The following is a 14919-nucleotide window of genomic DNA, read 5'->3' on the forward strand; positions in this document are numbered from 1 at the left end:
GGCCGAGAGGTTGCCGGAATAGCTTTGGCCGCGCATGGCGTTCGGGGCGCCCATGGCGGTCATCATGCCGCGCGCCACCGCGGCCTTCGCGGCCTCCAGCGTCACCGGGAACTCGGCGATCACCGCGCCGAGATCGGCCATCAGATGTGCCTTGTCCGGGGTGTCATCGTCGTGGCTGGCGATGGCGATGCCATGCGCCGCGGACATTCGCGCCACGGCCTGCATGTTGCCCAGCAAGACCTCTTGCGGGCGGCTGCGCGCGGCAATCGTGCTGGCCACCTGTTGCCGCGCCTCGGTTTCCGAGATGTTCAAGGCCGTGGCCTTGTTGCGGATATGGATTTCGAGGTTGCGGTACTGCCCCCGGCCCGGGGTGTGATCCATCAGCGACACCAGGTCGACCTGGCCGTCGTCCAGAAGCCGTTCCAGCACCTCGACTGCATTGTTGAAGGTGATGTCGAAACGCGCGTGAATGCGATGGTCCACCCGGCAATCGCCGCGCGCCGCATGCAGCGCGCGGATGATCTGCGAGGTATGCTCGAACGACCGGCGCTCGCCGGCCTTGGCCCCGCGGGAGAAGGACACCGAGGCATAGGCCGTGGTCACGCCGCTGGCCGCCAGCCGGGCGTCCAGCGCATTGAGCGCGACGGACATGGGAAAGTCGACATTGGCGCGCGGCTCCAGCTCTTGCTCGATCATGTCGCCATGCATGTCGATGAAGCCCGCGAAGACGGTGTGGCCGCTGGCGTCGAAGCCGCCCTGCGGGCCTTCGGTGATGCGGGCGATGCGCCCGTCCTCGATCAACAAAGAGCCGCGCGTCACGCGATGGGGCAGGACAAGCGTTGCATCAGACAACCACATCTGTGCGGTCCTCCTGTTGGGGGGTGTCGGGGGTGGTGTCGGGGGTCAGGTCGATGGTCCGGTCGATCAGCTGCGCCACGTCGCCGGGGTGGTGAAAGACGCCGATCATCGCCGTGCCCTGCGCCTTCAGCGCCGCAAGCCGGTCGATCAGCGCCGCACGGGCCGAGGCGTCCAGCGAGGCGGTGGGTTCATCCAGCAGCAACAGCCGCTGCGGCAGGATCAGCGCGCGGGCGAGGTTCACCTTTTGCTGTTCGCCACCGGAGAATGTCGCGGGATAGGCGGGCCAGAGCGTGCGTTTCACCCCGAAGGCATCCAGCCAGTGCCGGGCCTCGTCCAGGGCGGCCTCCGCCGTCCATCCCGCCAGCCGCAGCGGTTCCGCCACCAGCGCCTCGGCGCTGACGCGGGGCCGGGCCTGCAGGAACTGCGTGACAAAGCCGATCTCGGTCCTGCGCAGCAGCGTGATGTCCACGTCCGCCGCGCGGGCGAGGTCGATCACCCCGTGCGAGGAATGGAACAGGATCTCGCCCGATTGCGCCAGGTAGCTGCGGTAGAGCGTCCGCAGAAGCGTCGATTTGCCCGCGCCGTTCCGGCCCTTGAGCAGCAGGAACTCGCTGGCGTCCAGCGTCAGCGAGATCGCCTCGAACGCCTGCATGGACGCTCCGAGGTGATGCATGTCAAAGCCCTTGGACAGGGCGCGAACCTCCAATATGCGGGTCATAGCTTGGCCTGTACAAGTTGTTGCGTGTAGGCGTGTTGCGGGTCACTGGAACACCTGATCGGCCAGTCCCTGTTCCACCACTTGGCCGCGCCGCATGACCATCACGCGGTCCGCCAGCGTGCGGATCACGCCAAGGTCGTGGCTGACGATGACCATGGTGATGCGCCGTTCCTGTTGCAGCCGCTTCAGCGTGTCCAGCACCAGGGCCTGCACGCTGACATCGAGACCGGTTGTCGGTTCGTCCAGCAGCAGCAGCGCCGGTTCCAGCGCGATGGCCTTGGCCAGCTGGACCCGCTGCTGCATCCCGCCCGACAGTTCCATCGGCGGCGCGTCCATGCGATCGAGCGGGAACTCGGAGGCGTCCAGCGCCACCCGGGCCTTTTCGCGCAGGGTGGCAAAGGACCGTTCCCCGGCAACCAGCAGCCGTTCCGCCACATTGCCCGAGGATGAGTGCTTCATCAGCAGGCCGAGGTGCGGGTTCTGGTAGACGATGCCGATCCTCGTGGCGCAGAGCATCCGGCGGGCAAAGCGGTCGAGGTCGAAGAGATTGCCGTCCAGATCCGGCAGGTCGAGGGTATAGGACCCCTCGTCGGGTGTCTCTTCGAGGTTCAGGCAGCGCAGGAAGGTCGATTTCCCCGACCCGCTTTCCCCGACGATGCCCAGCACTTCGCCCGGGTAGACCGTGGCCGATACATCCCGCAGGGCCTGCACCGCGCCATAGGTCAGTGACAGGCCGCGCGCCGTCAGCAGGGGCTGGGTCGTCGCCAGCCGGGGCGCTTCCATGGTCAGGCTCATGACATTTCTCCGTGCTGATACCAGGTTTCGCCGATGTGCACCGGATCGCCGTCGCGGCGGTTGATCACCTTCACGCCGAGATCGCTGTCCGAGACCTCGTGGATCGACGTCCCGTCCGCCTGCGGGATCTCGTTCATGAAGAACCCGGTCGCCCCCGAACGGTGACAGGTCAGCCGCGCGTGATCCTCGACCGCATAGGGCACATCGTCGAAGACCAGCGGCTCGACCCGGGTGAAGGGCGGGACGGCGTGCAGCCGCTTTTCCCGCCCCGCCGACAGGATCGTCAGGTGCTGCGCCATGTGCAGCTTGGGCACGTCCCAGCGCGGGATCGGCGAGGGGGTCATGACATGGCGCCCGTTGACGAGGCTGGGGTAGGACGCGCCCTGCATGACCCGACCGGCGCGCACGATCTGTTCGTATAGCTGCAGCCACATCCGACCGTAGTCGGCATCGGCGTGCATCTGCCGGGCGATGGACATGTTGGGCTGCACCGGGCGCAGCGGCTCCGGGTTCGGCACCTGCAACACCAGCACCTGATCCTGCCGCAGCCGTTCCTCGGGAATGCGATGGCGCGACTGGATGAGGTCGGCCTCCAGCGTGTCGGTTGTAGTCGGGGCGCCGGACACACGGGCGAGGAACCGCCGGATCGAGGCCGCGTTGACGCTGTCATCGGCACCCTGGTCGATGACCTTGATGCGGGTTTTCGGCTGGATCAGCGTGCAGGAAATCTGCAAGCCCCCGGTGCCCCAGCCGCGTGCCATCGGCACCTCGCGCGAGGCATAGGGGATCTGGCAGCCGGGCACCGCGATGGCCTTGAGCATCTTGCGCCGGATCTCGCGCTTGGCCGATCCGTCGAGAAAACCATAGGACATCGGCTGCCATGGCTTGGTGAGGCTGGCGAGGGTCATTCGGCGGGCTCTTTCGTGATGGGCCGGGCAGCATCGCTGCCTGAGGGCTTGTCTTGTCTTGCCGCGTCGCTGCCGGGGGTCGGGCCATTCGCAGCGCCTTTCGCCCGGGCGTCGCGCATGGCGTCCAGCGCAGACTGGAAGGTGACGTAATGCGGCAGCTTGAAGTGGATGCAGAAGCCAGAGCTTTCGACGCCTTCGGTGTGATAGAGGAAGAACTCCTCTTCCGTTGCCGACCCCTTGCTGGCGCCGGGGGCGTTGAGGTCCAGCGTCGCGGCCGCGATGACCTTGACCTCGTTCCAGCCCAGCGTCGCGGCAAAGCCGAGCCCCAGCTGGGTGCCCTTCTTCGAGACCACCTCGGCCTGGGACAGCTTCACCCGACCGGCGCTGAACCGTGTGCCGCGCGGATGGGTGACAACGACCTCGGCCTCTGCCAGCCGCAGCTCGTTCACCGTGGGGTGGGCCTGCCCGTAGCCGCGCTGTGCGGCATATCCAAGCGCCAGCACGCCGCCGGTTTCGGCGCGGGCCAGCGATTGCAGGCTGTGGGCGCGTTTCGCCGGGAACAGCAGGGGCTCGCGGGTGATGTCGGGGATCGCATTGCCGGTGGTCTCATCCGGGTCGGCTGCGCTCAGCAGGCCATTGGCCGCCTGCCATGCGGCGACAGAGGGCTGTTGGGCCGGGGCCGGTTCGTCCGCCGGTTCGACCGGGACGGGCGCGTGCGTCTCACCCTGCAGCACCTCTGTCGCAAGGATGCGGTGGGCGTAGTCCAGCGTCGGGCCAAGCACCTGCCCGCCCGGAATATCCTTGAACGCCGCCGAGATGCGGCGATGGGTGAACAGGCTTTCCTGCGTCACCGGGTCGGCCACCGCAAGGCGCGGCTGCGTCGTGCGCCAGGCGCGCAAGAGCAGCACCGCCTCGTAGAGCTCGCCGCCGGTCTGGGCGAGGGCCAGCGCGGCCACGTCCTCGTCGTAAAGCGAGGCCTCGCCCATCACGCGATCCACGAGGTAGGGCAGGGCGCGGCGCAGCTCGGCCACGCGGTCAGGAGTGATGTCGCCCAGATCTTCGCGGTAAAGACGCTGGGACTGTTCGATGGCGCGGGCACCGCCACGGGTTGCAACGTAGGCCATTAGGCTTGTCCGATCGCTTCGTTTCTTGAGGACGGGAGCCGTCCCGGGGTTTGGTTCCTTGAGGACGCGGTCTGTCCGATCGCTTCGCTGCTTGAGGACGCAGGGTGCCCCACCGCTTCGCTGCTTGAGGGCATCAAAGAACCTCCACATGCGTGGTGCGCGGCAGGCCGATGACCTGCGTGCCATGCAGGATGAACAGCTCGAACCCCATGGGGTAGCGCATGATCTCGCGGCGGATCGCCCATGTCTCGGGGGGCAGGTCGACCGCGATGTCCACGTGTCCGTCGATCCCCGGCCCGCTGAGGCGCAGGCGCGGGCCCTGGTCGAACCGGGCGCGGGTGATCAGCGTCGCGCCGTCCTCGGGATGCAGGTCCGAGCCTTGGCGCAGAGCGCGCAGCATCGCCGGAACGAAATCCGCGACAAAGACGTGATCGGCAGCCGCGGCATCCGCCAGGGCCGCGCCGGTCCGGGCGATGGCCTGCGCCAGCGCGGGATCGTCGCTATAGGCAGCGCATTCGCGGTCCAGCAACGCCTCTGCGATGCCTGCCATGTCGGGCACCGGCAGGTCACGCGGCAGGCCGGGACGCGACAGCGCCCACATCAGGGCGTCGAAGCAGGCAATGGTGCGGCTGTCTGCCTCGGACAGAAGGGGGCGGCGCTCATCAGAAGGTCTCCATGTCGACGCGGGTGGCCTCGACCCGGCGCAGGGTTTCGCGGTCTGCATCACGTTGCCGTCCGGCTTCCTCTGACAGGAAATCGCTGCAGGCGGCGTGGTTCAGCCCCGCGGCCACCGACAGGTCCACCAGCGCCATGGCCATGGCCGCCTCGAGGTCACGCCCCCGGCGCATACCGTAGCCCGCCTGGCCGCAGGCCGTCAGCCGGGCCTCGCTCACCAGCACCTCGCCAAGGTGGAAATGCGTGCCCTGCGCGGTGTCGCGCATGGGCAGCATCACAAGGCCGGTGCGGTTCTCCAGCACCTCCAGCGCGCCAAGCGACGCAATCAACGGCTCGGCAAAAGCCTTCAGCCGGGCGGCATCGGCGCGGGCGAGGATGCAGAGCATCTCTTCGTGCGTGTGGTCGGGCAGGGCCTGTGGATCCATCAATCCTCTCCGGGTGAAATCGTGAATTTGACCCGCGCCGCCGACCAGATCACCTTGGAGGTGGCGATGGGCGAGCCATCCAGCAGCGTGTCCACCGCGCGGACCACCAGGACCGGCATGTCCGGGTGCTGGTGCAGGCGCTGCGGCTCGTCGCCACTGGGCGGCGCGGGCGTGGATCTGGGTGTCGCCGCGCAGATAGTCGTCGATCCCGTAAGAGCGGTAGACCGCGGTGGTCGAGTCCATGGCCCGCCGCCGCTCTGCGAAATCCGGGAAGCGGGCGGCCTCGTGGTAGATCGTGCCGATGCTCACCGGCAGACCATCGGCCAGAGACCGGCGCTGGGTGGCGATCACCTCGGCGCCGGCTGCGATCTGCAGCAGCTCCGCCACGCGGCGCGGCGCGGGAATGCGTTCGAAACCAAGGGTTTCGCCGGACACGTCAATGCCCTTGGGGTCGAGGTTGCGGCGCAGTCGGGTGCGTCTGCCAATGGCGTAGTCGATCATCGGGCGCGCCTGCACGAAGGTGCCGCGCCCCTGTTCGACGCTGAGATGCCCGGTCTTGGCCAATGCCGTCACCGCGCGGCGCACGGAATGGCGGCCCGCGCCGTAAAGCGCCGCGAGCTCGGGCTCGGTGGGCAGTTTGGCTCCCGGTTCCAGCAGGCCGTCCATGATGTCCTGTTCGATCAATGCGCGGATTTCGCGCCAGCGTTCTCTGGTCATGTCTCAATCATCCGAATGAATTTCTGCTACCGCCTGCATATGACGTACCGGTGACGGTTGCGCTGAAAATCTGTGACATTGGCCTGCCTGCTGTCGGAAAGCCGTCACGATTCCGTCGCGCACCGCTGGCGTCGCCGGTTGCTGGTCCCGACGAAATTAGCCGAAACGGCGCGGTGGCTGACATGGGATTCCGGCCCCGGCGCAAGACGGGAGCCTCGCGTGCTTTTTGAACCGCCGCCTGCGCCGGGGCAGGCCTCTGCAATCGGCGGGGCGGCCTCTTGTTCCGTGATCACCCCCTCGCCCGGGACATCGCTGCGCAAAGCCCTGCCGGGCAGCGGATGATCGGTGCCCCGACAGAATGGTCCCTGCGCATGCGTCCACGTCTTCAGGGGGAGGCACTCGCGACATCGCGGGGCGGGATGTCGCTGGGGGGGCAGGTCAAGGCCGAGGAGGATCGGAAGACGGGCCGCAGCCTGTCAGGATGCGGTTGCCCAGAAGGTCAGGCATGGGACGCCGTGCCCGGCCGGGCGCCGGTGCAGGGGCCGGCCTTGCAGCGGCGCACCGGTGGCCGGGGCGCTGCCGTGTCGGCAGGGCCGGGCAGAACGAAGCCGCGACCGGCCCATGCGCAGGGTGGGGGGTTACCGTCCCCGCCGCTTTACGTTGCCGCCGCGCTGTCCCGGCTTGCCAGCGGTGGAGCGCCCCTTTGCCTTGACCGCCGCCTCGGAGGCGCGCTCGACCGCCTGCTGGCGCGCCAGAGGGTCGTCCGAGACCGCAAGGTCTACCGCTTCCAGCCGCTTGACCTCGTCGCGCAGGCGCGCGGCCTCTTCGAATTCGAGGTTCTCGGCGGCCTTGCGCATGTCGGCGCGCAAGCCGTCCAGCACCGCTTGCAGGTTGCCCCCGGCGAGGCCCTTGTCGATCGTCGCCGTCACGCGGCTCTGGTCGGTGTCGCCCTTGTAGAGACCGGCCAGAATGTCGTCGACGTTCTTCTTGACCGTCTCGGGCGTGATGCCGTGCTCCTCGTTGTAGGCGATCTGCTTGGCGCGGCGGCGGTCGGTCTCTGCCAGCGCGCGCTCCATCGACCCGGTCACGCGGTCGGCGTACATGATCACGCGGCCCTCGGCGTTGCGCGCGGCGCGGCCGATGGTCTGGATCAGCGAGGTTTCCGAGCGCAGAAAGCCCTCCTTGTCCGCGTCCAGAATGGCGACCAGCCCGCATTCGGGGATGTCCAGACCCTCGCGCAGGAGGTTGATGCCGATCAGCACGTCGAAGGCGCCAAGGCGCAGGTCGCGCAGGATCTCGATACGCTCGATCGTGTCGATGTCCGAATGCATGTAGCGCACCTTGATGCCCTGTTCGTGCATGTATTCGGTCAGGTCCTCGGCCATGCGCTTGGTCAGCACGGTGCACAATGTGCGGAAGCCGTCGGCGGTGACCTTGCGGACCTCGTCCAGAAGATCGTCGACCTGCATCTCGACGGGCCGGATTTCCACCTGCGGGTCCAGAAGACCGGTGGGGCGGATGACCTGTTCGGTGAAGACGCCGCCGGTCTGCTCCATCTCCCAGGCTGCCGGGGTGGCGGAGACAAAGACCGACTGCGGGCGCATGGCGTCCCATTCCTCGAACTTGAGGGGTCTGTTGTCCATGCAGGAGGGCAGGCGGAAGCCGTGCTCGGCCAGCGTGAACTTGCGCCGGTAGTCGCCCCGGTACATGCCGCCGATCTGCGGCACGCTGACGTGGCTTTCATCGGCGAAGACGATGGCATTGTCGGGGATGAACTCGAAGAGGGTGGGGGCGGTTCGCCCGGCGCGCGTCCCGTCAGGTAGCGCGAGTAATTCTCGATCCCGTTGCAGACGCCGGTCGCCTCGAGCATCTCGATGTCGAAGTTGGTGCGCTGTTCCAGCCGCTGCGCCTCCAGCAGCTTGCCCTCGCCGACGAGGATGTCCAGTCGCTGGCGAAGCTCTTGCTTGATGCCGATGACGGCCTGGTTCATCGTCGGGCGCGGAGTGACGTAGTGGCTGTTCGCATAGACGCGGATGCGCTCGAAGCTGTCGGTCTTGCTGCCGGTCAGCGGGTCGAACTCGGTCAGCGCCTCCAGTTCCTCGCCGAAGAAGGACAGGCGCCAGGCGCGGTCTTCGAGGTGGGCGGGCCAGATCTCCAGCACGTCGCCGCGCACCCGGAAAGAGCCGCGCGCAAAGCCCGCGTCGTTGCGGCGGTATTGCTGGGCGACGAGGTCGGCCATGACCTTGCGCTGATCGTATTCCTGCCCGACATGCAGGTCCTGCGTCATGGCGCCGTAGGTCTCGACGCTACCGATGCCGTAGATGCAGGACACCGAGGCGACGATGATCACGTCGTCGCGTTCCAGAAGCGCCCGGGTGGCCGAGTGGCGCATCCGGTCGATCTGTTCGTTGATCTGGCTTTCCTTCTCGATATAGGTGTCGCTGCGCGGGACGTAGGCCTCGGGCTGGTAGTAGTCGTAGTAGCTGACGAAGTACTCCACCGCGTTGTCGGGGAAGAAGCCCTTGAATTCGCCGTAGAGCTGAGCGGCCAGCGTCTTGTTGGGGGCAAGGATGATGGCCGGGCGCTGGGTTTCCTCGATCACCTTGGCCATGGTGAAGGTCTTGCCCGTGCCGGTGGCGCCCAAGAGCACCTGATCGCGCTCGCCGTCCTTCACGCCCTGCGACAGTTCCACGATGGCGGTGGGCTGGTCGCCTGCCGGGGCGAATTCCGTTTGCATCCGGAAGCGCTTGCCGCCCTCCAGTTTCTCGCGCCTGCGCACATCCGGCGCGGGCGCGTGCAGGACGGGCATCTGTTCGGGGGAATTGTTGTGCATCGGGCGACTCCTTGCCCCCCAAGATGTCGCGCGGGGCCGGGGATGCAAGGGGGGCAAAGGCCGCGGCGGCATTTGCTGACGGAATTTGACAGGATGTCGCGAGCCGGCGGCCTGGCTGCGCGGTGGCCCGGCCCGTGTTGCGGACCAGCGGGGGCGGCGGCGGCTGTGTCCTGTGACAGGGGCATAGGGCAGGTGGGCCGCCTGACCGAGGCGGTGGTGTGCCGGTGCCGGTGCGCGCCGGGCGGTCTGCCCGTCGGCGTCGTGTCTGGGGCAAGCGATTGGAACAACGGCTATCTATTCCGCGGGGGTGCTGTTCCGAACAGACCTTTGCAGCCCGGAAGGGGCAGGGGGCCAAGCGCGCTTGACCACGTCACGTCTTGGCGTTGCTGCCATGGACACCTGTTTTTGACTTGGTGAAAGATGCAAACGACCTGTACCTTTGATGTCGCAAGCAGCCTGTGCACCGTGTCCGGACCGTCAGTGCCCACCCCTCGCTCCCGCGGTCGGACCCGACGCGGGGCTGCTTGCACCCAGCCCCCAGGCCTGCGCCGAAAATTCGCGCCATCCTGCCCGCTGCCCCCGTTGCGTATCCCGCGGGAATCTCCGATACATATCCCGTTCAAGGGAGACCGAGCCTTGCCAGCACGCATCTACAAGCCAGCCCGCACCGCCATGTCATCCGGTCAGGGCAAGACGAAGCACTGGATCCTGGAATACACGCCCGCCAGCGCGCGGTCGGTCGATCCGCTGATGGGCTGGACCTCGTCAGACGATACCCAGGCCCAGGTCCGGCTGCGCTTCGACAGCCGCGAGGCGGCGCTGGCCTATGCCAAGGACAACGGCATCGACGCCCAGGTGCTGGAGCCGAAGACCCGCAAGCCCAACATCCGTGCCCGCGGCTACGCCGAGAATTTCGCCGTGGACCGGCGCTCTGCCTGGACCCACTGATCGTGTATGTAAATCGGGATCAAGTTGCGGTACGAATAGGCCACAAGATCCGGCTGAGGTCTATTTTGAAGTACGTGGATGCACCCGCTTTCAGTCAGCTTCGCGGTTATTCCTTTCGGCATCTGGTCCAGTGAGACGCTTCGACCGACCATCGGCTCTCGCATGGACTGGCTTGGACGGTGCGCATGCTGCGCTCGTTGAAGCCACTGGAATGAGAGGCCGATCGCTTCGGCGAGGCGTAGTCAGAGAAAGCAAATGAATACGCAAACGGAAGCATAAGTCTGCGCAGCGCAAGGGGTGTCAGGGGCGAAACGTACCGCCTGGTGTCTCTGGGCTGCTCTCTGAAAGACGGTGATGGAGGCGCTGGCGCTGGCGCTGATGCTCCGGCGCCTTTCGCGTATGGAGAGGGTTCTGCGGCTGGTGGCATGGGGCCACGGATCCGGCTGAGTGCCGTTGTGCTCTCCCCGTATGAGTCTTAGCATGGCGCAGTGGGGCTGGCTTGCGATAGTGAGCCCCTGGACACGAGGTCGCTTGGAAGCGGTGGGAACTCCGATGAAGACCATGCAGTCAACGCACACTGTCGCTACGATACTGAACCGATATCAGCGTTGGAGAAATTGTCAGGTGCCCTTCAGAGCAACAGATGCCTACGCCGACGCCATTACTCGCGTCTGTGGAGACGAAGTTGACCTCGACCCGTTTGAAAGGGGCCTCATCCACCTCAAGCGCCAGAAGGTGATTTCCGGTCGAAGACTGGTCACGCTTCTTGCTCGCCATCAGCGCGAGATCAGACCTGAGTGACGCCTCCCGAGGCTTTCTTGGGGTACTGGGCTCAACACCAGATAGGAATACACGAAGTGTCATCGCTCTTGGGAGCGCATGGTTCGCTTCGAGGGGCCATAGTCACCGCTCACGCCCGGCGCTGACTGATGATCTGCCCTGGCTCGAAGGGCGGAAAGCCGACGTTCGCTGCGTCTCTGGCGAAGGGCAGCAATTCCTATGATTTTGCCGCTTTGGGCTGGTTAACATCTGCTGGTGTCACTATCCAAGATACCGAACGTCTGTCGATTTGGAGCAAGGGCTGTGGTTGATCGAGCGAAGATTGAAGAGTGGTGCAGCTCTGGCGTCCTTCCAGAGCATCAGGTATTGCTAAGCGCTCTGATGGATGACGATACTCGCTTCACATCAGTTGAGGGACAGAACTGGGACTTCAAAGATAAATGGCCGGCTTCCCACAAGGACAGCTACTTTGCCGGAATTTGCCGCCTCATCTGCGCATTTTCAAACTCACATGGTGGATTTATTGTCTTTGGGGTGCATGATCAAACTCGCCTCCCAGGCCACAACAATATTTTGCCAGATATTGATAGGTTAACGCTGAGCTTCAAGCAATTAACTGGCTCCAGTTTCGAGTATGAGTTCTCTCGTTGCCCAGGAGTTGGAGGCATTGGTGGTGTTGAATTTCTTCTGATAAAGCCTCGGAAGCGCACCTCTCGGCCTCTAGTATTCCAGAATTCTTTGGCAGGCTATGAAAAGGGCAAGATTTGGGTCAGGGATGGAAATGAAGTACTGCAGGCCGGTCCGCAACATTTCGCCACTCTCTTCCTATCAGATGACAGCGATGGCATCGAAGGTTTCATCCCACCTTCATCCGCGCAAATAAAACGTTTCATTGGCCGCACTGAGTCAATGGTTGATTTGTTCGATTGGGTGAATAACTCCGATGAGCCAAGGACGTATCTGTATGGGAAAGGTGGGTCTGGAAAGACGACGATCGCAAGGGAGTTCGCAAAACTTGCAAAGATTGCAGGCAGGGAAATTCGAGTCGAGGGAGTGGATGCCCTGGATATCGTTATATTCCTCAGCGCAAAGGAGAAGGAGCTTTCCTCCCCTGATGCCGAGGTAGTAGAAATTTCCGAGCCGGACTTTCACGATGAGCTCAGTCTTCTTTCCCAGATTGTAAAGCTTTCAGGTGGTGAGGTTGACGTCATTGAGCAACAGGACGCAAGCTTGGCGGATTATCGTCGAACAGTGCAAGAATACTTGAATCACTTTTCGTATCTTATTGTCCTGGATGATGTTGACACGCTAACCACAAAGGGAATTGATCCCGGCGCGGATTTTCTCTATCGCGCTCTTAGCAGGGCAAAGAAAAGATCAAAGGTGCTCTACACCATAAGAAATGCTCCATCTCAGTCCATTCACAACTCAATCGAAGTGCCAGGCCTTCAAGGTGTCGACTACGATGAGTTCGTAGATGAGTGCGTAAAGAGGTTTCGAGCTCCGACGCCAGATAAGGAATTCCGAACGAACCGTCTTCCTGCTCTCTCTGAGAGGCGTCCGCTAGTGATTGAAACTATTATAGCTCTTTCGCGAACATCGGGTGGATACAAGGGGGCTGACCGGCTCTTCACTCAAAACGTTGGCAATGACGTGAGAGACTATGTTTTTTCTCGAGAGTGGGACGCACTCGGCAGCAACCTAGAAAGACCTTTGCTTGCAGCTCTGGCTGACCTAAATAAGCCAACATCGTTTGAAGATTTGAAAATCTTACTAACGGCTGGAGATTCAGCGGTGCGAGATGCCATCTCCGCGGTTCGAGAGATGTTTTTGACGGTCGATGACACTGGGCAAGATACCTTGTTTTCACTCGCGGCACTCACGCGGGCCTTCGTAAATTCGAAGAAGGCGAACCTGAAGCTATACCCCGCCATCAGACAGCGAGTGCGCGCGTATAAGCAGACTGTGAAAATAACTTCCCCTGAAGTTGCTCGCATAATTTCCGCCGTAAGGCGCTTGGTTCCACTCAGGTTTTCTGATCATAGCGAACAGAGTCTAAAGGCCGCGCTGCAGCGAGTACAAGATACCGAGTTGGGACCGAGTATCACAGAAGACCCTGTGTTTAGAGCACTGAAGGGTTATGTCGAGTCGATCCAAAGGCGGCCCGATTTGGTCGCGACGCGAGACGATTTCGGGTATTCACTTCAGATGAAGCATGAGCCTGAGTTCGAAGAGCTAGCTGCATGGTTTGAGGCCGAGAAGTCTTCTGGCGTCATAACGGATAGTATATTTGTCATAACTGACGCAGTGATTTCTGGCAGGAGATACAGCGAAGATCAAAAGATTTCGATGATATCAAGGAAGGCCACTACTGCTTACAATATGGCGAGGCAAAAGATTGGTGATTCACCAGATGCGGCCTACACTCTAGCGGAAACGAGCGTGTTACTACACTGCAAAGCGTTCAAGCATAACGTTTTGAATGGCTCCCCAATGACTGGCGTTTCTGAAAAGTATGCAAAGAATACCAGCTATCTTTTAATTCGCCTCTCTTCGGAGTATGGCGCGTGGCGACCGATTGAAGAACTTAGCGTACTTCAGAAGAAGGTGGATGGGTACCTCGACCCTTTCGCGGAGGCCCTATTTCCCTACTTGGACAGTTTGTCCGCCAAGGCAAGAACAAAGTCGGAAGCGTCTCGGCTCAGAAATGCGCTGAAAGCAGTGGCGGGTGGTGGATTCGACAAATCCAAATGGCTCGATACAACAATGACCCCGCAGCTTATCGACAGGTTAAAAGCGCTGGAGGCGCGCCTGTAGGGGGATTGGTGAGGCTTGGGCGCGTACAATGGGTTCGCCATCAGCAAGACCAGATGGGGTCTGACAGCGGTCACGCGCGGACCTAGGAATGAATAGCTGACACCGGTCATCCGACGCGCCTGGAACGAGGGTCGGCTTTGGGCCGGGAGCAGCGGCGCTTCCGGCTGAGGTCCCACACCTGCACATCAAGCCCCTAGCCGACTCGCGAAGGTCTCGAGGCGAAGTCACTTCGCCGCTGTATCGTCAGCCGCCGTCGAGAGAAGTGCTTCAAGGAGCCCTGGTTCAAACCAATTCCGGTCTTCCAGAACCTCTGCGTCGACAACGGTCGGTTGCCGCTTCAGCTCTTCCAGGCCAGACGCCATGATGCGTGACATTCGATATCCGCCGCGTCGGCATAGATAGAGGGAACCTGATTGACCGAGGAAGCGGTATTCGATGTCATCCGCATGAATGGCTTGGATGCCGGAGTTTATGCGCCAGCCATCCCCACTGAGATACCCCCCGCGCCAGCCGCCCAACACTCTGAGTTGAGTGAAAGTTCTGTCCCTCGTCACAAACGAAACTCTCAGGATCACCCAGTCGTCAGGTGAATAGTCCATGTTCGTTTTCTCCATAGTTCATTTTCGGTAGTGCGATATGTGGGGGTGTGACACCGTCGGCCAGGGATGGAGCCTGGTGCAGATTTCAGTGAGGTTTGCGCTTTTGGTGCGGTGAATTAGGATTGCCGGAGGCTTTTCGGGATCTTGTTTCAGATCTACCGCAATGCTGTGACCTTGTGCGGGCCGGGTCCTGCGCCCGAGCGCGCCTCCCCCGGGGCTGGGAGCGAGAGAGTCGTTGATCGGGGGAGCCTGAATTGGCGGGGCGCTTTCGATGAAGCGCTTCACCCTGTCCGGATCAGGGGCGGCTGAGCGTGCAGTCCCACGATAGGCGACTATGACACGGACGAGGCCGAACAGGCAGACGAGCATCCCGGTGATCGAGATCAGTGCATCCATGCTCAACAATCCGGACCACTCTCGTGCCAGTGAGAGCATAGTCATCGACTTCCGCCCTGAGGATCGTGACCATATGCTTCTGGGCCGGCTCTCGTCGTCGAAGGGTCCTGCGCGTCGGTGCCAGCGCTCTCGTGGTCGACCCGAAGGAAGTGCTTCGGCAGGGGAGGAGCGGTTTCGATGAACCGGCGGACGCGTTCCGGATCGGGCTCGGCAGAGCCGATGCTCTGCCCGTAAATCATCAGCGATCGGATGATGGCGCTCGCGCCGATTACCATGCCTGCAATTCCCAGAAGGGCGCCCATGGTCATTGATCGCCCCCATTTACG

At 63.1% G+C, this 14919-nt stretch carries 10 protein-coding genes and 2 pseudogenes; 2 read left to right on the forward strand and 10 right to left on the reverse strand.

Annotated features, from left to right (window positions below; translation table 11 throughout):
• Positions 1-6: 6 nt before the first annotated feature.
• From ABFB10_RS21005 to uvrB, 8 genes and pseudogenes are all read right to left on the reverse strand, one after another.
• Positions 7-858, reverse strand: a pseudogene (locus ABFB10_RS21005) (alpha-D-ribose 1-methylphosphonate 5-triphosphate diphosphatase); the annotation flags it as partial.
• Positions 845-1576, reverse strand: a complete 732-nt coding sequence (locus ABFB10_RS21010) for a phosphonate C-P lyase system protein PhnL (RefSeq protein WP_347168196.1) — start codon at positions 1574-1576, stop codon at positions 845-847. The pseudogene ABFB10_RS21005 and the gene ABFB10_RS21010, both read right to left, overlap by 14 nt.
• Positions 1577-1618: 42 nt before the next feature.
• Entirely contained in the window at positions 1619-2371 is a 753-nt protein-coding gene (locus ABFB10_RS21015; RefSeq protein WP_347168197.1) for an ATP-binding cassette domain-containing protein, read from the reverse strand.
• Positions 2368-3279, reverse strand: coding sequence for an alpha-D-ribose 1-methylphosphonate 5-phosphate C-P-lyase PhnJ (locus ABFB10_RS21020; RefSeq protein ID WP_347168198.1), 912 nt, complete (start codon positions 3277-3279; stop codon positions 2368-2370). The genes ABFB10_RS21015 and ABFB10_RS21020 overlap by 4 nt, the downstream gene beginning before the upstream one ends.
• On the reverse strand, positions 3276-4403 hold the full coding sequence (locus tag ABFB10_RS21025) for a carbon-phosphorus lyase complex subunit PhnI (protein WP_347168199.1): 1128 nt from the start codon (positions 4401-4403) through the stop codon (positions 3276-3278). The genes ABFB10_RS21020 and ABFB10_RS21025 overlap by 4 nt, the downstream gene beginning before the upstream one ends.
• A 133-nt stretch (positions 4404-4536) precedes the next feature.
• Entirely contained in the window at positions 4537-5049 is a 513-nt protein-coding gene (gene phnH / locus ABFB10_RS21030) for a phosphonate C-P lyase system protein PhnH (protein WP_347168608.1), read from the reverse strand.
• Positions 5050-5065: 16 nt separating this feature from the next.
• Entirely contained in the window at positions 5066-6220 is a 1155-nt protein-coding gene (locus tag ABFB10_RS21035; protein WP_347168200.1) for a phosphonate C-P lyase system protein PhnG, read from the reverse strand.
• 638 nt (positions 6221-6858) lie between these two features.
• Positions 6859-9053, reverse strand: a pseudogene (gene uvrB / locus ABFB10_RS21040) (excinuclease ABC subunit UvrB).
• 636 nt (positions 9054-9689) lie between these two features.
• On the opposite strand from uvrB, the gene ABFB10_RS21045 reads away from it, so the two are divergent.
• Positions 9690-10001 carry an ETC complex I subunit gene (locus ABFB10_RS21045; protein ID WP_347168201.1) on the forward strand — a complete coding sequence of 104 codons (312 nt, stop codon included), beginning with the start codon at positions 9690-9692 and terminating at the stop codon, positions 9999-10001.
• Positions 10002-11162: 1161 nt separating this feature from the next.
• On the forward strand, positions 11163-13598 hold the full coding sequence (locus ABFB10_RS21050; protein ID WP_347168202.1) for an RNA-binding domain-containing protein: 2436 nt from the start codon (positions 11163-11165) through the stop codon (positions 13596-13598).
• 224 nt (positions 13599-13822) lie between these two features.
• On the opposite strand, the gene ABFB10_RS21055 is transcribed toward ABFB10_RS21050, so the two are convergent.
• Complete coding sequence (locus tag ABFB10_RS21055) at positions 13823-14197, reverse strand: hypothetical protein (protein ID WP_347168203.1); 375 nt, start codon at positions 14195-14197, stop codon at positions 13823-13825.
• Positions 14198-14634: 437 nt separating this feature from the next.
• Positions 14635-14901, reverse strand: a complete 267-nt coding sequence (locus tag ABFB10_RS21060; RefSeq protein ID WP_347168204.1) for a hypothetical protein — start codon at positions 14899-14901, stop codon at positions 14635-14637.
• Positions 14902-14919: the final 18 nt, after the last annotated feature.

The organism is Ponticoccus litoralis (assembly GCF_039769985.1).
Classification (GTDB): Bacteria; Pseudomonadota; Alphaproteobacteria; order Rhodobacterales; family Rhodobacteraceae; genus Ponticoccus; species Ponticoccus litoralis.

Coding starts and splice junctions, on each gene's coding strand:
- ABFB10_RS21050 (WP_347168202.1), top strand. CDS start 11,163: ATGGATGACGATACTCGCTTCACATCAGTTGAGGGACAGAACTGGGAC.
- ABFB10_RS21055 (WP_347168203.1), bottom strand. CDS start 14,197: ATGGACTATTCACCTGACGACTGGGTGATCCTGAGAGTTTCGTTTGTG.
- ABFB10_RS21020 (WP_347168198.1), bottom strand. CDS start 3,279: ATGACCCTCGCCAGCCTCACCAAGCCATGGCAGCCGATGTCCTATGGT.
- ABFB10_RS21025 (WP_347168199.1), bottom strand. CDS start 4,403: ATGGCCTACGTTGCAACCCGTGGCGGTGCCCGCGCCATCGAACAGTCC.
- ABFB10_RS21060 (WP_347168204.1), bottom strand. CDS start 14,901: ATGACCATGGGCGCCCTTCTGGGAATTGCAGGCATGGTAATCGGCGCG.
- ABFB10_RS21015 (WP_347168197.1), bottom strand. CDS start 2,371: ATGAGCCTGACCATGGAAGCGCCCCGGCTGGCGACGACCCAGCCCCTG.
- ABFB10_RS21035 (WP_347168200.1), bottom strand. CDS start 6,220: ATGACCAGAGAACGCTGGCGCGAAATCCGCGCATTGATCGAACAGGAC.
- ABFB10_RS21010 (WP_347168196.1), bottom strand. CDS start 1,576: ATGACCCGCATATTGGAGGTTCGCGCCCTGTCCAAGGGCTTTGACATG.